At 42.3% G+C, this 19,277-nt stretch carries 22 protein-coding genes and 1 riboswitch; of the genes, 12 read left to right on the top strand and 10 right to left on the bottom strand.

Annotation, left to right across the window (positions count from 1 at the left end):
• Nucleotides 1-163 precede the first annotated feature (163 nt).
• Complete coding sequence (locus tag ACY8D0_RS14870) at nucleotides 164-676, top strand: gamma carbonic anhydrase (RefSeq protein ID WP_462411251.1); 513 nt, start codon at nucleotides 164-166, stop codon at nucleotides 674-676.
• A gap of 212 nt (nucleotides 677-888) precedes the next feature.
• On the opposite strand, the gene asnB is transcribed toward ACY8D0_RS14870, so the two are convergent.
• Nucleotides 889-2,787 (bottom strand): asparagine synthase (glutamine-hydrolyzing), encoded by a 1,899-nt coding sequence (asnB, locus tag ACY8D0_RS14865; protein ID WP_462411250.1) that lies wholly within the window; start codon nucleotides 2,785-2,787, stop codon nucleotides 889-891.
• 249 nt (nucleotides 2,788-3,036) lie between these two features.
• Nucleotides 3,037-4,239 carry a methionine adenosyltransferase gene (gene metK, locus ACY8D0_RS14860; protein WP_462411249.1) on the bottom strand — a complete coding sequence of 401 codons (1,203 nt, stop codon included), beginning with the start codon at nucleotides 4,237-4,239 and terminating at the stop codon, nucleotides 3,037-3,039.
• Between the two features lie 215 nt (nucleotides 4,240-4,454).
• Nucleotides 4,455-4,585: riboswitch (SAM riboswitch) on the bottom strand.
• Between the two features lie 300 nt (nucleotides 4,586-4,885).
• On the opposite strand from metK, the gene pckA reads away from it, so the two are divergent.
• Nucleotides 4,886-6,475, top strand: a complete 1,590-nt coding sequence (gene pckA / locus ACY8D0_RS14855) for a phosphoenolpyruvate carboxykinase (ATP) (RefSeq protein ID WP_462411248.1) — start codon at nucleotides 4,886-4,888, stop codon at nucleotides 6,473-6,475.
• A gap of 17 nt (nucleotides 6,476-6,492) precedes the next feature.
• On the opposite strand, the gene ACY8D0_RS14850 is transcribed toward pckA, so the two are convergent.
• From ACY8D0_RS14850 to ACY8D0_RS14835, 4 genes are all read right to left on the bottom strand, one after another.
• A complete protein-coding gene (locus ACY8D0_RS14850; protein ID WP_462411247.1) occupies nucleotides 6,493-7,449 on the bottom strand; it encodes a hypothetical protein in 957 nt (318 codons plus the stop codon).
• Nucleotides 7,430-7,954: an RNA polymerase sigma factor gene (locus ACY8D0_RS14845; protein WP_462411246.1), complete on the bottom strand. Its 525-nt coding sequence runs from the start codon at nucleotides 7,952-7,954 to the stop codon at nucleotides 7,430-7,432. The genes ACY8D0_RS14850 and ACY8D0_RS14845 overlap by 20 nt, the downstream gene beginning before the upstream one ends.
• A 105-nt stretch (nucleotides 7,955-8,059) precedes the next feature.
• Nucleotides 8,060-8,302, bottom strand: a complete 243-nt coding sequence (locus ACY8D0_RS14840; RefSeq protein WP_462411245.1) for a DUF2584 domain-containing protein — start codon at nucleotides 8,300-8,302, stop codon at nucleotides 8,060-8,062.
• A 39-nt stretch (nucleotides 8,303-8,341) separates the two neighbouring features.
• The gene (locus ACY8D0_RS14835) at nucleotides 8,342-9,130 is read right to left on the bottom strand and encodes an alpha/beta hydrolase family protein (protein WP_462411244.1); all 789 of its coding nucleotides are present in this window, start codon (nucleotides 9,128-9,130) and stop codon (nucleotides 8,342-8,344) included.
• A gap of 259 nt (nucleotides 9,131-9,389) precedes the next feature.
• Between ACY8D0_RS14835 and ACY8D0_RS14830 the strand changes: the two genes are divergently transcribed.
• Genes ACY8D0_RS14830 through ACY8D0_RS14820 form a run of 3 tightly spaced genes read left to right on the top strand, consistent with a single transcriptional unit; the run spans nucleotide 9,390 to nucleotide 11,997 of the window.
• Entirely contained in the window at nucleotides 9,390-10,412 is a 1,023-nt protein-coding gene (locus tag ACY8D0_RS14830) for an ABC transporter substrate-binding protein (RefSeq protein ID WP_462411243.1), read from the top strand.
• Nucleotides 10,413-10,433: 21 nt separating this feature from the next.
• Entirely contained in the window at nucleotides 10,434-11,204 is a 771-nt protein-coding gene (locus ACY8D0_RS14825; protein ID WP_462411242.1) for an ABC transporter ATP-binding protein, read from the top strand.
• Entirely contained in the window at nucleotides 11,191-11,997 is an 807-nt protein-coding gene (locus ACY8D0_RS14820) for an ABC transporter permease (protein WP_462411241.1), read from the top strand. Before ACY8D0_RS14825 ends, ACY8D0_RS14820 begins: the two co-directional genes overlap by 14 nt.
• Nucleotides 11,998-12,155: 158 nt before the next feature.
• Here ACY8D0_RS14820 and ytkD read toward each other — a convergent pair whose 3' ends face one another.
• Nucleotides 12,156-12,650: an RNA deprotection pyrophosphohydrolase gene (ytkD, locus tag ACY8D0_RS14815; RefSeq protein WP_462411240.1), complete on the bottom strand. Its 495-nt coding sequence runs from the start codon at nucleotides 12,648-12,650 to the stop codon at nucleotides 12,156-12,158.
• 74 nt (nucleotides 12,651-12,724) lie between these two features.
• Complete coding sequence (locus ACY8D0_RS14810) at nucleotides 12,725-13,045, bottom strand: hydrolase (protein WP_462411239.1); 321 nt, start codon at nucleotides 13,043-13,045, stop codon at nucleotides 12,725-12,727.
• A gap of 210 nt (nucleotides 13,046-13,255) precedes the next feature.
• Here ACY8D0_RS14810 and ACY8D0_RS14805 point away from each other — a divergent pair, with 210 nt between their 5' ends.
• A complete protein-coding gene (locus ACY8D0_RS14805; RefSeq protein ID WP_462411238.1) occupies nucleotides 13,256-13,513 on the top strand; it encodes a DUF6154 family protein in 258 nt (85 codons plus the stop codon).
• A 126-nt stretch (nucleotides 13,514-13,639) separates the two neighbouring features.
• Nucleotides 13,640-13,807, top strand: a complete 168-nt coding sequence (gene ytzI, locus ACY8D0_RS14800; RefSeq protein WP_462411237.1) for a YtzI protein — start codon at nucleotides 13,640-13,642, stop codon at nucleotides 13,805-13,807.
• A gap of 34 nt (nucleotides 13,808-13,841) precedes the next feature.
• Here the strand turns inward: ytzI and ACY8D0_RS14795 are convergent, their stop codons facing one another.
• On the bottom strand, nucleotides 13,842-14,315 hold the full coding sequence (locus ACY8D0_RS14795; protein ID WP_462411236.1) for an S-ribosylhomocysteine lyase: 474 nt from the start codon (nucleotides 14,313-14,315) through the stop codon (nucleotides 13,842-13,844).
• A 134-nt stretch (nucleotides 14,316-14,449) separates the two neighbouring features.
• Here ACY8D0_RS14795 and yidD point away from each other — a divergent pair, with 134 nt between their 5' ends.
• Nucleotides 14,450-14,689, top strand: coding sequence for a membrane protein insertion efficiency factor YidD (yidD, locus tag ACY8D0_RS14790; protein ID WP_462411375.1), 240 nt, complete (start codon nucleotides 14,450-14,452; stop codon nucleotides 14,687-14,689).
• On the opposite strand, the gene ACY8D0_RS14785 is transcribed toward yidD, so the two are convergent.
• On the bottom strand, nucleotides 14,686-15,258 hold the full coding sequence (locus ACY8D0_RS14785; RefSeq protein WP_462411235.1) for a beta-class carbonic anhydrase: 573 nt from the start codon (nucleotides 15,256-15,258) through the stop codon (nucleotides 14,686-14,688). The genes yidD and ACY8D0_RS14785 overlap by 4 nt on opposite strands.
• Before the next feature lie 247 nt (nucleotides 15,259-15,505).
• Here ACY8D0_RS14785 and ACY8D0_RS14780 point away from each other — a divergent pair, with 247 nt between their 5' ends.
• The 4 genes from ACY8D0_RS14780 (at nucleotide 15,506) to ACY8D0_RS14765 (ending at nucleotide 19,229) form a co-directional block, all read left to right on the top strand.
• Nucleotides 15,506-16,447 carry a metal ABC transporter solute-binding protein, Zn/Mn family gene (locus tag ACY8D0_RS14780; RefSeq protein ID WP_462411234.1) on the top strand — a complete coding sequence of 314 codons (942 nt, stop codon included), beginning with the start codon at nucleotides 15,506-15,508 and terminating at the stop codon, nucleotides 16,445-16,447.
• 112 nt (nucleotides 16,448-16,559) lie between these two features.
• Nucleotides 16,560-17,921, top strand: coding sequence for a cytochrome ubiquinol oxidase subunit I (locus ACY8D0_RS14775; RefSeq protein WP_462411233.1), 1,362 nt, complete (start codon nucleotides 16,560-16,562; stop codon nucleotides 17,919-17,921).
• Nucleotides 17,922-17,935: 14 nt separating this feature from the next.
• Nucleotides 17,936-18,985 (top strand): cytochrome d ubiquinol oxidase subunit II, encoded by a 1,050-nt coding sequence (locus ACY8D0_RS14770; protein WP_462411232.1) that lies wholly within the window; start codon nucleotides 17,936-17,938, stop codon nucleotides 18,983-18,985.
• An 82-nt stretch (nucleotides 18,986-19,067) separates the two neighbouring features.
• Complete coding sequence (locus ACY8D0_RS14765; RefSeq protein ID WP_462411231.1) at nucleotides 19,068-19,229, top strand: DUF1540 domain-containing protein; 162 nt, start codon at nucleotides 19,068-19,070, stop codon at nucleotides 19,227-19,229.
• Nucleotides 19,230-19,277: the final 48 nt, after the last annotated feature.

The raw sequence follows: 19,277 nt of genomic DNA, 5'->3' as shown, positions 1-19,277 counted from the left end.
AATAAATTCTGATTAGCTAAAGGAAACACGAAGAGCCAACAGGCGCATTCGTGCTTGACTTATCGGAGAGCGAAGCACACTAAGCTCTAGGGCGCTTTTGAGCCGGCCAATTCCCAAGGTAGAAAGTATAACTTTCTTATCCTATAAAAAAGGAGCAACCTAAATGATTTATCCGTTTCATGGAAAATATCCGGTCATAGATGATTCCGTTTTTATCGCTGATTTTGCGACAGTTACCGGTGATGTTGAAATTGGCGAACAATCCAGTGTCTGGTTTAACTCGGTCATCAGGGGGGATGTGGCCCCTACCAGGATAGGGAAAAAGGTCAACATCCAAGATAATACTATCTTACACCAAAGTCCCAACAACCCGCTATTATTAGAAGACGAAGTGACAATAGGACACCAGGTCATCCTTCATAGTTGTATCATCAGAAAAAAGGCCTTAATCGGTATGGGCTCCATTATATTGGACCAAGCTGAAATTGGTGAGGGTGCATTTATCGGAGCAGGCAGCCTTGTTCCCCAGGGAAAAAAAATCCCTCCCAATACATTAGCGTTTGGCAGACCGGCAAAAGTTATTAGAGAATTAAATGATGAAGACATTAAAGACATGGAAAGAATCGTCCGCGAATATGCCGAGAAGGCACAATATTATAAATCCTTAAAAGGATAACCGATATCTCGACTTTAATTAAAGGCTGTGCTAAATTTGGCTGTTGATTGCAGCGAAAGAAGCTTTAGCGGCCCCCGGTCGTGCCGGGGAGCATCCTCGCCCGTACTCTCTCAGGAGTCGAGTTTATCCGCTCTAATCAACAGACTTAAAAAGATCAAATTTATTGTTTTAACAGCTCCTAATTAAAAAAGCACCCGAGGGTGCTTTTTTAATTAATGTTTTAAAGTCTCTAACACTTTCTCATTTTCCGATTGAAATGAGTAAACACCTTCAACATAAACTTGATGCCATACCATGAACATGAGAACCGTCCAAATTTTCCGGCTGTTGTCCGCTTTATCAAGACAATGGTCGTCAAGCAATTTCAATAAATAAGTTTTATTGATTAAATGGTCCGTGTTGCTTTCCCGGATAATTTTTTTCGCCCATTCATTCATTTCCGCCTTTAGCCAATGGCGAATTGGGACAGGGAAGCCAAGCTTCTTGCGGTTCAGAACATGATCAGGAACGACGCCTTCCGCTGCCTTGCGTAAAATATACTTGGTCGTGCCCGCAGCTGTTTTTAAGCTGCTTGGAATGTTCGAGGCCACTTCAAAAACTTCCTTATCAAGGAAAGGAACACGCAGCTCCAAGGAATGGGCCATTGTTGTTCTGTCAGCTTTCAGCAGGATATCGCCACGCATCCAAGTGTGGATATCAATATACTGCATCCTGTCAACCGGATCGTAGCCACGGGTTTCATGATAAAGGGGCTTGGTAACGTCTGTATAGTTCAATCCTTCCCGATATACACTCAATAGATCCCGTTTTTCATCCTCACTGAACATTTTCGCATTTCCGATATAGCGCTCTTCCATTGGTGTCACACCGCGCTCAATAAAGCTCTTGCCCTTGGTTCCTTCAGGCATCAAATTGGCAATCCCTTTAAGCAGGGTTTTTCCAACCCGAGGGATTTTATTAAAAATCTGCAGGTCATGCGGTTCGCGGTAAATGTTATAGCCGCCGAATAATTCATCGGCCCCTTCACCGGATAGGACTACCGTTACATGTTTTCGTGCTTCACGTGCCACAAAGTACAACGGTACACAAGCAGGGTCAGCAAGCGGGTCATCCATATGCCACATGATTTTCGGAACTTCCTTCATATATTCTTCCGGTGTAATAACATAGCTGATGTTTTCAACTCCAAGCTTTTCCGCCGTTTCTTTGGCGACATCTATCTCACTAAAGCCATTGCGTTCAAAGCCAACAGAGAATGTTTTAATCGCTGGGTGAAACTCTTTTGCGATAGAAGCGATAATGGATGAGTCAATTCCCCCGGAAAGAAAAGAGCCGACAGGAACATCACTGCGCATATGTTTTTCTACTGAATCAAACAGGATATTCCGGATTTCCTTCACATATTCGGCTTCGGATTTTTGTACCGGGTTAAAATGTGCTTTCCAATAGCGTTTGATTTCCATGGGCGAGCCCACTTTTTTGATAAAATAATGGCCCGGCTCCAGTTTTAAAATTCCCTTTGATAATGTGTTCGGTTCAGGAACAAACTGATATGTCAAATACTGCTGCAAGGCATCATAGTCGAGTACATCATTTTCGAGTGCCAGTAGGATACTCTTTTTCTCAGATGCAAAATAGGTTTTTTCGCCGTCTTCCATATAGAAGAATGGCTTGATGCCGAAATGGTCCCGGGCACCGTACAGGGTTTGTTCCTGCTTATCCCAGATGACAAAAGCAAACATCCCGCGTAATTTATCAACCGCTTTTTCCTTCAAGTGGCTGTATAAAGCAATAATAACCTCTGTATCTGAACTTGTTGCAAAGGAGAGACCTTCCTTTAATAGTTCCTCGCGCAGTTCAACGTAGTTATAAACCTCGCCATTAAAAATAATCCAATACCGTTCATTCTCATAGGTCAGCGGCTGATGCCCGCTTTCGATGTCAATGATACTAAGGCGCCGAAAACCAAATTGGACATGCTCGTCAAAATAATAACCATCGTCATCCGGCCCGCGATGGGTAATTATATCATTCATATTTTTAAAATGTTCGATTTGCTCATCGTTATAGCTTTGCGGTTTGTCGTGTACACAACCAATAAAACCACACATTATGTACCTCACCTACTTCATCTTAATTTGATGCCAAGAAAAAAACATACTCTCTTATACTACCACTTTTTTTAAAAAAAGGAACTGTGAACATAAGGAAAATTTGAAGCGTAAGAGCCTTGGCAATGTATTATCATTGTTCACTGCGGAGAGTGCCTGTAAACATGTTATTCCTTTAATCCCCATACTTTACTGGAATTAGACGAAAAATAAAAATGGGAGTTACATTGTTATGCAACTCCCATCCTATTAACATCCTTCCGTCTGCCCCAGCAGTGCGTCCGCTTTATCTGTCCGTTCCCAAGGAAGATCCAAATCGGGACGGCCAAAGTGTCCGTATGCAGCCGTTTGCTTGTAAATTGGCCGGCGAAGATCCAACATTTTTATAATTCCCGCCGGACGAAGATCAAAGTTCTTCTCCACTAATTGAACCAATACATCCTCATTCACCTTGCCGGTACCAAATGTATCGATTGAAATGGAAACTGGTCTTGCCACGCCAATGGCATAAGCAAGCTGTACCTCACATTTGTCAGCCAAACCTGCTGCAACAATATTTTTCGCCACATACCGGGCAGCATAGGCAGCGGAACGGTCAACCTTGGTCGGGTCTTTACCGGAAAACGCACCGCCGCCATGACGAGCATAACCGCCATAAGTATCAACAATAATTTTGCGCCCGGTTAAACCGGCGTCCCCCTGCGGACCGCCAATAACGAACCGCCCTGTCGGGTTAATAAAATACTTTGTATTTTCATCAATCAATTCTTTTGGAACAACCGGATTAATCACATATTCTTTTACGTTACGCTGAATCTGCTCCAGTGAAATCTCCGGATGATGCTGCGTAGAAATGACAATCGTATCAATCCGTACTGGTTGGTTGTTTTCATCATATTCAACCGTAACCTGTGTTTTCCCGTCGGGGCGAAGATATGGAAGAATATCCTCTTTACGGACTTCGGTTAACCGGCGGGAAAGTTTATGAGCTAAAGAAATCGGCAGAGGCATGAGCTCTTTTGTCTCATTGCATGCAAATCCGAACATTAATCCTTGGTCCCCGGCGCCAATTGCCTCAATTTCTTCATCCGACATTTGCCCTTCCCTGGCTTCCAGCGCTTGGTTAACACCCATTGCAATGTCTGGTGACTGTTCATCAATAGAAGTTAAAACCGCACAGGTTTCGGAGTCAAAACCATATTTAGCACGATTATAGCCAATCCCTTTAATCGTTTCACGGACGATTTTGGGAATGTCAACGTAGGTCGAAGTGGTGATTTCCCCCGCCACCAACACCAATCCTGTTGTAACGGAAGTTTCCGCTGCAACCCGGGCATTAGGGTCTTTTGCTAAAATAGCATCCAAAATGGAATCAGAAATTTGGTCACAGATTTTATCAGGGTGACCTTCTGTAACTGATTCAGACGTAAACAAACGGCGTTTTGTGGACAATCTGAATTCCTCCTATAAATATGAAATAACGTGAGGCGGTCCCTTCAGGAATTCACCTCAAATTGATACGGAACTCATTCCCTTAGTAGTATGAAATAAACACGGGATTTTTATTAGTTATGTAAGTTTGTTATGTAAAACAGCACTATTTTGTGCCTAACAAAAAAACCTTTCCCTATGAGGAAAGGTTAATGCAAATGTTTGCGCGCCTTTCACTCTTATCGTTCAAGGCCAAGCCTTGCAACAGGTTTAGCACCTTTGCCTAGAAATCCTTTAAAAAGGTTTTCTTAGATTGCAGGTTGCTGGGTTTCATTGGGCCTGTCCCTCCACCAGCTCGGGATAAGAGAGTATCCGTTCAAATTAAAATGTTAACTGGACGATCGATTAAAGTCAATGAATTTTTTTGCAACTTGCTGCTAAAAACATAGACAAATAGCCGAAAACGCCAGAACATTTATGAGTTCTTATGTAATATTCCTTTTAAAATTTCAAACAAAGTTATAACTTTAGCTAAAACCGTAGAATAAAGTATATATAATACAAATTGTTTTTTGTTATTAGTATAGACTATTCCAATAAATATGTTATACTATTTAATAATTATAATCCGTTTTAAAAAAACATATAAAAAGGAAGGTTTCATTCAATGAATTCAGTTCATATTACCGATGAATTAGCGAATTTGTTAACCGGCCAAAATGTATACACCCAGCTATCCGTCCCGCAATTAGTCGAAAAGATTCTAAGACGAAAGGAAGGACAGTTAACTTCAACGGGTGCCGTTTGCGTTTCCACCGGAAAATACACCGGGAGATCGCCAAGGGACAAATTCATTGTGAACGAACCAGCAACAAAGGATAAAATCGCTTGGGGTCCCTCGTTGAATCAGCCCATATCGGAGGAAATATTTGTTAAATTATACCATAAGGTCATCGAATACTTGAAACAAAAACAAGAAATTTTTGTTTTTAAAGGGTTTGCCGGGGCCGATAAGAAATCACAATTGCCCATCCAAGTGATTAATGAACTAGCTTGGCAAAATTTATTTGCCCACCAGTTATTTATACGCCCTACTGAGGATGAGTTAGTGTCCCATGATAATCCATTTACCGTCATTTCCGCACCTCATTTCAAAGCCAATCCTGTAGTGGATGGCACGAACTCGGAAGCCTTTATCCTGATTTCTTTTGAGCGCAGGGTTGTCCTAATTGGGGGCACGGAATATGCAGGTGAAATGAAGAAATCGATCTTCTCAGTCATGAACTATCTCCTTCCCGAAAATCATATTTTTTCCATGCATTGTTCTGCCAATGTCGGGAAAGAAGGGGATGTCGCCCTGTTTTTCGGTTTATCCGGCACAGGGAAAACCACCTTGTCCGCCGACCCTCACCGCCGGCTGATCGGCGATGATGAACATGGCTGGTCGTCAAGCGGTGTATTTAATATTGAAGGCGGCTGCTATGCTAAAACCATTAATCTATCAGAAGAAAAAGAGCCGCAAATATTTAATGCCATCCGTTTTGGCACTGTACTTGAAAATGTCGTGATGGACCAGGATTCCAGAGTTCCGGATTATGACGATGGTGCCTTTACAGAAAATACACGGGCTGCCTACCCGATTGAAGCCATTGACAACATTGTCCAGCCAAGCATTGCCGGACACCCCAATACTATTGTTTTTCTAACAGCAGACGCGTTTGGCGTGCTTCCCCCGATTACAAAATTAACTAGAGAGCAGGCCATGTACCATTTTCTTAGCGGGTACACTTCGAAACTGGCGGGAACAGAACGCGGTGTGACCTCACCAGAGGCCACTTTTTCCACCTGCTTTGGAGCTCCGTTCCTGCCATTGCCGGCAACTCGATATGCCAAAATGCTAGGCGAAAAAATACTCGAACATAACGTGAATGTGTTTCTAGTCAATACAGGCTGGACCGGTGGAGTGTATGGCACGGGCAGCCGGATGAAACTCTCCTACACAAGAGCAATGGTCCAGGCAGCACTTGAAGGGGAATTGAACCATGTGGAAACGGTTAAGGATGAAATTTTCGGGTTAAATATACCGCTGCATGTTGCCGGTGTGCCTGATGAAGTATTGCAGCCGAACAAAACCTGGTCAGACCAGGCTGCTTTTAAAGTGAAAGCCAAAGAGTTAGCCGAAAAATTCCGGGAAAACTTCAAAAAATTCACCAACGTGGAAGCTGATGTGATTGAAAAAGGCGGACCAGTCCTGTAATGAGTAAAGCCCGTATCTTAATTGGATACGGGCTTTCTTACTTCAACCGCCTGAGAGCTGTTCACTACTGTAAAACGATATTTTCCGCTTTTTTTGATTTGAAAATCTCCTGTGTACTGGGCGACCTTTGTCCCCCCCGTCGCTGTATATTCCGTCTTATCCCCGAAAGTAAATTTGGTCACTTCAGCCGTTTCCAGAGAGAATACTTCCAACTCAATTTGATCGGGAAGATTGTCCCCAGTTACTTCAATAGGGACATCTTCATAAAAACCGGCATGCAGATCTTCCTGTGACATCAATAAGGTCCATTTATCCGCCTGAACATACGGTTCTTTCACGTAAATGGGAAACGCAGCAAAACTTTTTCCAGCAACGGAAAATTGCAAAGTCCACTTACCTGCAAAAGGGAACGGCTTAAAGCTTGTCAAAGCATGGGCGTCGGCGCCATCCATTGGTCCCGCCAGCTTCGTGTTGGCCAGCTCCTCTTTGACACCAGTTTTTGCATGCACGGCCTCGACCGTCAACTTCTTATTTGCAAAATTTTTATCATAGTCCCCCCACAGGAAGACCATCATTTTGGCAATTGAATTGCTGTCCTTGGCAATCCAGTCCTTTGGTGCCAATAGACTGACTTTGTTGGGTATCCCAAAGTTGCTGTCCGCATAAAAGATTTCCCCGTGATCGTTAAGGGCAAAGTAGTCACCCTTTTCTACTTCTGACGTGTTTGTGAGGCTGCTGGAAGCTGAATTTATTTCCTTGCTGGTAGTTTCATAATAAAGGATTGGTGCGGCAATGGCCAAGATGAACAATGCGGCAATGGCGCCAAGTTTGTGTAAATTCATGTGTCTTTTTGGCTTTTGTCGTCCTGCCTTATTTAATGTTTCTAATATATTTATCCGCTGATTTGTATCCAATTCATGCTTAGGGAAATCGGTCATCATATCGAGCAATTCTTTATCCGATAAATTGTTCAAAGTACTCCCCCTCCTTCAGCCTTTCATTTAATTTTTTCACGGCCCGAAAAAAAGTGACATTGACTTTGTTTTCAGTCCAGCCAAGCACCTGCCCTGTTTCTAAAGATGAAAGCTCCGCTATACCTCTTAACAGGACCACATCACGATAATTGGGCTTTAAATCATTGATGGCTTCGTACAGTCTTTCATACTCCAGCTTTCTGAGGAGTTTCATCTCCGTATGAGTATCGTTCGTTATCGGATTTTCCTGGTCGAGGCGTTCCTTTAGCTTCTGCCAAACCGATTTTTTTCGATAAAAATCTATCGCGGTGTTGCGCGCGATGGATATCAGCCACGTTTTGGGTGCTGCTTCTTTTTTGTACTGGCTGAATGCTCGAAATGCCCTTAAAAAGGTTTCCTGGACTAAATCTTCTACATCCCGGGAACCGGTATAATAAACAAGATAATTGGTCACATCCTTTTCATATTCGATGAACCAATTTTCTATCAAATGGGTCCGTTCCAACCGTCCCCCCCCTATCCAACATTTGTTTTTCTATAGATAAGACGACTAAGCAAGCAAGTTATTACACTTTTTGCAAAAAGAAAAAAAGCAGGTATTTTCACCTGCTTAATTGGTCGAATTCAAAGAGACCAGTTGATACGTTACGGTAGTTGTATTGTTTTCCCAAACCACTTTTTTTATGATGGCCATTCCGTTCGAGTTTCCATCCAAGGTTTTTCTGACTTCCACAGGAATTTCGATTGGATAGAGTCTGTAACCCTGTTTCACTAATTGGAATGTGTTTTCTTCAATCCGGTACTCATTTCCTTTTGTTACAATGAGGGTATTTAATTCAAGAGGCATCCCCATATCAATCGCTCCTCTGCAGTTTATACTTCTATATTACCATTATTTGCTATGTTTTTTCATCCACATCGATAATTCCTTTACCACTTTCCGATTAGTTTCCGGCGGAAAATAATGAGTAAACCCGGAAAAATACCAGCACTCCACAGGTTTGTTCAGCTCCTTTAGCCTTTTCTCCAAACGATAGGCATGTTCCACGGATACATTGTGATCGTATACTCCATGAATAACTAATACAGGAGCACCGATTTTGTCTATTTGATAAAGCGGGGTTCGGCTCTCATATTGTTCAGGGAATTTTTTTGGGGAGCCGCCAATCACCCGTTTCATCATCCGGCGCAAATCCTTTCGTTCTTGGTAGGTAAGTTCCATATCCGAAACACCTCCCCAAGTAACAACCGAGGCTGCATCGGGGAACTCAATTCCTGTTAATAAGGCCATGACACCTCCACGGGAGAACCCAAAAATATGGATTTTCTTTATCTTGGGAAGTGATTTTAGCAACAGGAAGGCGGCGAAAGCATCTTGCCTGTCTTCCCCGGCAAAGTCTTCATTGCCCTCGCCGCCTTGGTTTCCCCGATAAAACGGGGCGAAGACAATAAACCCTTCCTGGGCAAACTGGGCAATCCTCGCCGGGCGAACCTTACCAACATTTTTAATTCCTCCCCGCAAATAAAGAAATCCGTCATGGGTATCTATTTCTTTAGGTTCTGCCAGCATCCCTTTGACCCTCAGACCATCAGACAGGTAGGTAATCAAGGTTAATTTTACATTTGGGTTTGGAGAGGGAAATTGCTGTCTATGTATAATGGTCCCGTTCAATTCATTCATGATTATCTTCCTTTTTTCTAGTTTGGCTAAAATGTTCAATTTAGCTCCATGTGGCTTGGCTTTCGCAGTTATTCTTCCCGTTCTTCTTTTTTAGCAGGCGTTATTAACGACAATTTCACTTCAATCCTTTATAAGTATGTCGTTAATACGATATTTTTTAATATCGATTTGCAAAAAATCTGGAACTGGGCATTCACACATTTCGCCCTTCTTCATAAATTATCATAGGCAATCAGCCCAGATAAAGGAGGTTTATTTTATGAAGAGGATGTTAAAGTTCAGTTTCTCCTTTTTGCTTATCGCCATATTCCTGTTCGCATTAGTAGCATGTAATAACAATAACAATTCTGCCAATGAACCGAAGAAACTAGAAAAGGTTCGGATCGCTGAGGTAACCCGGTCAATTTTTTATGCGCCGCAATATGTCGCCTTGGCAAAAGGATTTTTTAAAGAGGAGGGGCTGGATGTTACCCTTACCACGACACCCGGCGGGGATAAGACAATGACCGCCTTGATTTCCGGAGGAGCCGATGTGGCGCTTGTCGGTTCGGAGACATCGATTTATGTCTACGCCCAAGGCTCAAATGATCCAGTCATTAATTTCGCCCAATTAACCCAAACCGATGGAACGTTCTTGGTTTCCCGTGAAAAAATCGATCACTTTACGTGGGACCAATTAAAAGGAACGACCTTTCTCGGACAGCGAAAAGGCGGAATGCCGCAAATGGTTGGTGAATTTGTGTTGAAAAAGCATGGAATTGATCCGAAAAACGATCTAAATTTAATTCAAAACATAGATTTTGCCAATGTCGCCAACGCTTTTGCCTCGGGCACCGGTGAGTTTGTCCAATTATTTGAACCGACAGCCAGCATTTTTGAAAAAGAAGGCAAAGGCCATATTGTCGCTTCTTTCGGGAAAGAATCAGGCCATGTTCCTTATACCACGTTCATGACCAAAAAGAGCTATATGACGGAGAATAAGGATACTGTGGAAAAGTTCACCAGGGCGGTTTACAAGGCACAGCAATGGGTGGATTCCCATAGCGCCGAGGAAATTGCCAAGGCCGTCGAGCCCTATTTTCCTGATACGGATTTAGAAATCATGACAACAGTGGTTGAACGTTATAAAAGCCAAGGTTCTTTTGCCACTGACCCAATTCTCGACGAAGAAGAGTGGAACAACCTGCAAAATATCATGGACGAAGCAGGTGAACTTCCAAAAAAAGCAGACTATAAAACCTTGGTGGATACAAAATTCGCCGAGACGGTCATGAAAAAATAAAAAGGAAAGGGAGTCCGTCCTATGAGCTTTTTGCAGGTTCAAGGCATTCATCACACCTATTTCACGAAAGACACCGCCACCACGGCTCTCTCCAATATTTCATTTACTGTTGAGGAGGGGGAATTTGTCTCCCTCCTTGGCCCAAGTGGCTGTGGAAAAACGACGTTACTTTCCATCCTTTCCAGTTTACTGAAACCGACACAAGGGAAAGTATTGTTGCAAGGAAAACCCGTTACTCCCGCAAATAATGATATCGGCTATATGCTGCAACAGGACTATCTTTTCCCATGGAAAACGATTGAGGAAAATATCCTGCTTGGTTTAAAACTCTCAAACCAATTGAACGATCATACAAAAGCCTCGGCTTTGTCATTGCTTCACCAGATTGGACTGGGCGGGGTGGAAAAACAGCTGCCCAAACAATTATCGGGCGGAATGAGACAGCGGGCAGCCCTTGTCAGAACATTATCAACGGAACCAAAACTGTTGATGCTCGATGAACCGTTCTCTGCCCTGGACTACCAGACCAAACTGAAACTGGAAGATTTAGTTTCCAAAACACTGGTTGATTTCGGGAAAACTGCGATTTTAGTCACCCATGATATCGGCGAGGCCATCGCCATGAGCGACCGGGTAATCTTGTTATCATCAAAGCCCGGCAAGATTTATAAAATATTTGATGTGCCGGAAGAAGTTCGGAAGCTGTCACCTTTTGAAGCCAGAAATCATGAAGCCTATCAAGCGATTTTCCAAACCATATGGAAGGAGTTGGAGTCCCTTGAACCGAGATAATAAGCCCGTCGAACTTCTTCATAAAGATTATCTCCATTCTTTAAAAGTTCAGAAAAGATGGGTACGCTTCTACCAAGCGATAATCTTTTTGGTCTTTTTCTCCTGCTGGGAAATTTTTAGCCGGAATCAATGGATTGACCCGCTGATTTTCAGTTCACCGTCAAAAATTTGGGATCTTTTTTTGACTAAAATACAGGATGGGTCCTTGATAACCGACCTTAGTGTCACGCTGACAGAAACCATTCTTGGCTTTATCTTAGGGACGCTGTCGGGTACGATATTGGCGGCGATTCTTTGGTGGTCACCGATGCTGTCAAAAATCCTTGATCCGTACCTTGTCATCTTAAACGCCATGCCTAAAGTGGCTTTAGGTCCCGTTCTCATTGTTGCTTTGACGCCGGGCTATCCGTCCATTATCACGATGGGTGCGATCATCTCCGTTATTATCACCACCATTGTGGTGTATACCTCATTTAAAGAGGTGGATCCAAATTATTTAAAGGTTTTGCAAACCTTCGGGGCAACCCGGTTCCAGTGCTTTAAAGAGGCGATATTGCCGGCATGCTTCCCGACGATCATTTCCACTTTGAAAGTGAATGTGGGACTCTCATGGGTCGGTGTGATGGTAGGGGAATTCCTCGTTTCCTCCCGTGGGCTGGGATATATGATCATTTACGGCTTCCAAGTTTTTAATTTTACACTTGTGTTCCTATCTCTCTTGGTGATTGCCGTGTTCGCCACGATTATGTATCAACTTGTTGATTTATTGGAGAAGAGATTGATTAAAGAGTAGCAGATGGACCGAAAACGTCTTTCTGCTATTCTTTTTTGGCCGATGGAAAGTATGAAACTTTTCCTGTCAGGCATATGTGCACTTAGGAAAGCTTCGAAGCATCAGCATCCCAGTCGAGAATCTGTGCCTTTCGACACTACGCCTCTGTCTCCGCTCTTTTAGGACTCGTCAATCGGCGAGTTTTCTTTATTTTGAAACTCCCGGATCCGCTTTAAACAAGCCTCAACCACTTGGTCTTTCATGATAAAACTATAACCGTCCTCAAACCGGAACTTAAGGAGATCCCCTTTAATGGTTACTGGCCCATTTGTTTCAAAATAGCCAGCGTTTTTTTCCAAGCGTTGGACCTTTCCCCAAAACACCCTCTTGACAAAACTTTCTTTTTCATCTGTAACTTTATATTCTGCCAGAAAGGTTAGCTGATCCAAAACAGCCCCTGTTTCTTCGTAAGCCTCCCGCCTGGCCGCCTCTCCGAGTGTTTCTCCAGGTTCCCTTTTCCCGCCAGGAAATTCAAGCCCCCTGACTTTGTGGTTGGTTAAAAGCCATTCTTCGCCATATTGGCAAATAACTAAAACATGTTTCGCTTCTTCAGTAAAAGCGTTTGGGAAAAATTGCAGTTCTACCTGATTTCCATAAAAATCGAAAAAATCCATGATAACCCCTCACAATTATGATACCCTCATTATAAACGAAAAAAAGGAAACCCTATAGAGTGGATTTCCTGTTTCTAAAACTGCTGTGGCAAAATATTCATGGTCTCTATATGTTTTTGTGCCTCATGATCACCCAGTTTATACAGCATTCCGTAAATTTGCTGGATTCTTCCGTCGTATTCATCATTTTCACGGTCATAATGATATTGGACATATGGGACATGTGCCCTAAAGAAATTCTGCCATTCTGTAGAATAGTTTTGATTGAATAATTCACGAAGTTCCGTTATCTCATCGTCGGTAGCTTGAATTTTATAGCTCCACGTGGAAGCGGTAGAGCTCTGGGAAATCTCACCGGTTCCTACATCGACATAATAGGTCTGCTTCTGTTCCATAAAATCACTCATCCCCTTTTTAATAGTAATTCACAAATAAATAAAAATTATTCTTTGTCAAATTTCGATACATTTTTTAGAAATGATTAATATATAATAATCATACACTACAAAGATAACAGACTTTTCAGTTAATTTTCACACTTATGAATTTCCTTTTGGTGGAGACATTAAGGAGATAAAAAATTATTTGACGGGGAGGTGAACGAAATGAAGTTAGTGGATGAATTATACGAGATGTACCGTAATAAACTGACCGGCGATGAAGAAGATATCGACATGCTGGCTTTTGCCTTTCTCGAGGAGATGTCCCATGGAGACCTACTTGCCTTAATCCAAGATATGGATAAGCAGGAGCTATATAATTTAATGGGGATTTATTTAATTGAAAGCTTAAAAGGGAAGTTTGCACAGGAAAACTATGGCCAACAGCGCATTTCCACTTATTACCCCCGCAATATTCATTAATGTACATAGCGAAGAATCGTGTCACCCATTAGGTGTCCCGCTCAAAAATGTATGAGTGCGGACACCTTTTCTTTTCATCACAGAATTAGGAATCATGTTACAATATGGGTAAAAGGGGGAGATGGCATGTACATCATTTTAGTCGTGGGTGTAATTATTGTATTGGCCGTTTTGTTACTGGCAGTTTTAACAACATCCAAAGCTTATTCCTACAAGCATACGGTTGACCCGATCGAAAATAACCAATATGCCGGCCAAGAAACAAGTGAGGACCAGCAAAATAAGAATGTATAAAAAAAACTCGCCTGAGGCGAGTTTTTTTATATTATTAGGCAAATACCTGCTCAAGCTCTTCTTTGCTGTGCTCCAGCCAGTAGCGCATCAGCCGCTTGGCCCCTTCCAAATCATGGAGTTTAGCTTGACCGCATTGCTTTTCGTTAGCTGCTGGGATTTCAGTGACCTCAAGGGCCTCTTTCATTGTATCTTCTAATAGATCAATAATTTCTCTTACGGATGGCTCCCCACTGACAACCAGGTAATAACCGGTTTGGCAGCCCATTGGCGAAATATCAATAATATCAAAATGGCCAAATTTTTCGACATGCTTGCGAATATTAAACGCCAGCAAGTGTTCCAATGTATGAATGACATCCGGTTTCATCGATTGTTTATTCGGCTGGCAAAAACGGATATCAAATTTATTAACAACGCCGTCACTGCCGACCTTATGAACGCCGCAATGTCTGACATACGGAGCTTTAACGGCATTATGGTCTAGATCAAAGCTTTCAACTGAAGGCATCTCAATCACTCCTTTTCACATCTAATCTCTATCATACTATAAATTCAGCCATTTTTCATCCGTTCAAATCTTTCCGTTTTAGACGGAAACCCTTTGATATGGTATCTTAGAGAGAAGAGGAAGTGAGTTTGACCATGCTGAAAAAATTTTTTATCGGCCTAATTCGTTTTTACCAGGTTGTGATTTCACCCATAAAACCGCCAACATGCCGTTTTTATCCCACATGCTCCCATTATGGTTTGGAAGCTATTCAGCGGTTCGGCGCCATAAAAGGCGGGTACCTGACGGTTAAACGGATTTTAAAATGCCATCCGTTTCATCCTGGCGGACTAGACCCGGTTCCGGAGAAACGGAATCAACCAAAGAAAAATTAGCTGTCATATCCATCCACAACCAAATCAAGCTTACCTGTATGGGGGTCAATAACCAAACCATGAACAGGAACTCCTTTTGGCATCAGTGGATGCTGTTTGATTGTGCTAACACTGTGCTTAACACTTTCCTGTACGTTATCAAAGCCATGCAGCCATTGTTTAATGTCAATGCCGGAATATTCAAGTGTTTGAAAGGTTCCGTCCGCTATTCCCCGCTCTTTCATCGTTGAAATGACCGGTTCAGCGTGCAACCCGTTCATCCCGCAGTCATGATGGGCGATGACCATCACCTCTTTAGCCTGCAATTGATATACCGCAATTAAAATACTCCGCATAATGCTGCCGAATGGGTGGGAGACAAGCGCACCCGCATTTTTAATTAATTTGGCATCTCCATTGCCCAGATTAAGCGCTTTTGGCAATAATTCAAGCAGCCTGGTATCCATGCAAGTCAAGATCACCATCTTTTTATTCGGATATTTCGTGGTTTCATATTTTTCATATTCCCTGTCATCCACAAATTTTTTATTAAAGTCCAGCATATCCTTTAATATAGTAGTTTGTTCCATACAAACTCTCCCTTCCATCCTTTATATAAAGAATACATAAAACCCAGGCTAAAGACAATTTTTCCACTTGCATTTAAGCCTATTATCCTGTAAGATACAAAGGAAATCGGAATGATTCCGTATTAGCGTATATTTAATTAAAAATTTTTCGAAAATAAATCGTAATAAATCCGATTTATAAGAAAGGCATTTCCCAAAGTCGATAATCTTTTACGCTTTACTAACTAAGGAAATTAAGGAGTTCTTTATGAAAAGACTTATTCTCTTGCTGGCGCTTATTTTACCATTCAGTTTCTTTTTGTCATCCTGTGCACAGGATGAAGGGACCACAAAAGAAAGCAAGAATGGATTAACTGTATATTCAACTGTCTATCCCCTTCAATACTTCACTGAACAGATCGGCGGTAAATACGTTGACGTAAAAACCGTTTACCCTCCAGGTGCTGATGAACATACCTTTGAGCCATCACAAAAAGATATGATGAAGTTGGCGGATGCTGACTTATTTTTCTACATCGGTCTGGGACTGGAAGGCTTTGTGCAATCGGCAAAGGATACATTAAAGAACCAAAATGTCACCATGGTGCCCGTGGCAGACCGGCTTGAACTGCCAAAGAATACGTCTGCAGCTTCCGATGACAGTGAGGACGATGAACATGGCCATAATGTGAACCCCCATGTCTGGCTGGATCCGGTATATTGCAAAGAAATGGCCGCTGTAATCCGTGACTCACTCATAAAAAAGATGCCTAATAACAAAGAATATTTCAATGACCGTTACCAAAAACTGGCGGGAGAATTAGACGACCTGAATCATCAGTTTGAGACGACTATTTCCCAAGCAAAACATAAGAAAGTCATCGTGACTCATGCGGCTTTTGGGTATTGGGAGCAGCGATACGGGATAGAGCAGCTCAGTATCTCAGGGTTATCAACCACAAATGAACCCACACAAAAACAGCTTGAGAAAATTGCTGCCACGGCTGACCAGGAAGGGCTGCATTATATTCTGTTTGAACAGAATGTGCAATCACGATTAGGGAAAGTCATCCAAAAAGAAATTGGCGCCCGCTCCTTGCCGATTCATAACCTTGCCGTTTTAACCAAAGATGAAATCAACAAGAAAGAAACGTATTTTACCTTAATGGAACACAATCTTAATACCTTGGATAAGGCTCTAAATGATTAATACGCCTCCCCGACCCGGGAGGTTTTTTATTGTCCCATGAGGAAAATTTTACATATTGTACTTAATAATGCTAACACTAAGGGGGATTAGTTGTAGAAAGGAAGATGGCGGAATGAATGATTTACTGATTGCCCGGAGTTTATTTGGCACAACCATGGGTTTTCATATTATTTTTGCGACTATTGGAGTAGGCTTGCCGTTTATGATGCTAATGGCCGAATTGCGCTATCAAAAAACAAAGGATATTGAATATGTAGTCATGGCAAAACGATGGACAAAAGCGTTTGCTGTCCTATTGGGAGTAGGCATTCCTACAGGCACGATTGCGGGGACGCAATTGTCATTACTCTGGCCCGGATTCATGGAAGTCATAGGAAAAGTTATGGCTCTTCCTTTTCAAATTGAGATTTATGCCTTTTTCATCGAGGCTTTATTTATGTCCATTTACGTTTATGCTGCAGAACGGATAGCTCCGTGGATGAGGATTGCCAGCTTGATTTTTGTAGCCATAGGAGCGCTTAGCTCTGCTGTGTTAATTACGAATGTCCATGCCTTTGAAGGAACTCCGACTGGGTTTCGAATCGAAAACGGAAAAATTACCGATGTGGACCCATGGGCCGCCTTTTTCAACCCAAGCTTTTTTGTCACTGCAGGCCATGTCTCTTTATCGGCTTATATGACAGGGGCTTTTATCGTAACGACCGTTTCGGCATACAAAATGTTAAAGGCAGAGGCTGGATCGAGGATTTATCGGTTTCATCAAAAAGCATTAATGTTAAGTCTGGTAATTGGCGGGATATTCTCGTTGCTGACAGCCTTAAATGGCCATGAATCCGCTCAATATCTTCATAAATACCAACCGGAAAAACTTGCTGCAGCGGAAGGACTGTTTGAAACGCAATCTTATGCCCCGCTTACTATCGGCGGCTATACAGACAAGGAAACCGAATCCGTCAAATGGGGAATTGAAGTTCCGTGGGCGCTTAGCTTTTTATCAGGAAATCGATTTGATACTGTTGTCAAGGGACTCCATGAATTTCCTGAGGAGGAATGGCCGCCACTGTTTATCCATACCTTATTTAATGCCATGGTAGGTGTTGGTTCCTTGCTTATCCTCATTTCATTTTTAGGTCTATTTATCAGAAAATTTTTTAAGAGGGACAGGTTTCCCAAGTGGCTCATGTGGCTATATGTAGTCTCCGGCCCACTCGCCATTTTAGGCATTGAGTTTGGCTGGATTTTTGCCTGCACCGGAAGGCAGCCGTGGACGATTTACCGAACCCTCTCTACTAAGGATTCGGTTACAACCGCTGCTAATCTTGGGATTTTATTTATCCTATTTGCAATCGTTTATGTAATTTTAGCCGTGGCTGTCCTATTTGTATTGCGTTATTATTTTAAGAAAAATACCGTAATCGATGACCTGAATCGCGCGGAGCAAAAAGGGGTACCTCTATTTAACTCGAATTCATAAAGAGGTGTAACAGTATGCTGGATGCTTATTTAGCGGTAACCGTACTTTGGGGGTTTGTATTTATTTATGCCGTAATGGCAACGATGGATTTTGGCGCCGGATTTTGGTCAATGTTTTATATTAATCGAAAAAAGACAGGGGCCACCAATATTGCCAACCGGTACCTATCCCCCACCTGGGAGGTTACGAATACATTCATTGTGGCATTGGTCGTAGCCGTTTATAGCCTTTTTCCAAAAGGAGCCTATACGCTCGGAACCATTTTGTTAATTCCGGGGTCTCTCATTCTGTTGCTGTTAGCAATTCGCAGTGCCTTTTTAGTTTTTTCAAACATCGTACAGGAATACAGAAAGCCACTTACCTACATTTCCGGAATATGTGGGATTATCATCCCTGGACTGCTTATTAGTGTATTGCCCATCACTCACGGAAACTTTGTCGATATAACGGACTCCAAGCAGACTTTAGATTTAATTGGATTATTTACAAGCCCAAATGAGTATGCTTTCTTTGGGTTTGCCATTACGAGTACCCTGTTCCTTTCTTCCTTATTATTGGCTGACTATTCAAAGGCATCAGAGGAATTTGAGGCATACCAAATTTATCGCCGGGATGCCCTCTGGATAGGACCTGTTTCATTAGTAATGGCTTTTCTTATCATGTTTACTCTTAAAGCCGAAGATGCCTGGATTTACAAAAAAATGATGGACGATTTACCTGTACTATATTTGTCATTAGCGTTGTTCTTGCTAGGTGGTCTCGGTCTTTTTCTCCCCTCACCCGGAAGAAATGTAAAAGGGCGGCCGCGTCTATCTGTTATTGCCATTACAGCGCAGTATTTAGCAGCGAGTTATGTTTATGGAAAAGCTCATTTACCATATATCGTTTATCCGGAAGTCACCATTCATGAAGCATTTACGGATCCTAATTCCTTTCGGGCGATTTTTATTACCTACATCGTCGCTTTTGCCATTTTGTTCCCAGGCTTTGTCTACTTTTGGAGTTTGTTTATGAATGACAAACGCTACCTAAGGCAAGGAAAAGTCTCTGGCTCTAAAAAATAGGACTCCCTTATAATGACAGGAATGGTTTTGCCACAAACTTCACAAGCTATTGTTGTATCCCATACCAAGGAGTGATACAAAAATGGCTAAAGATGTTCTATGTGAAGTAAACAATTGCACATTTTGGGCTGAAGGAAATCAATGCAGCGCTGACCAAATCTATGTTGTCTCCCATACTGGTGAAACGGCCGATACCATCAGAGAGACGGACTGCAAAACGTTTGAACCTGTAGATTTATCATAACTATTATTAGCATATAATCTTAAGGGAACCAGCTTCATAGCTGGTTCC

The organism is Neobacillus camarae (assembly GCF_054950115.1).
This window is presented reverse-complemented; position numbering and strand designations above follow the sequence as displayed.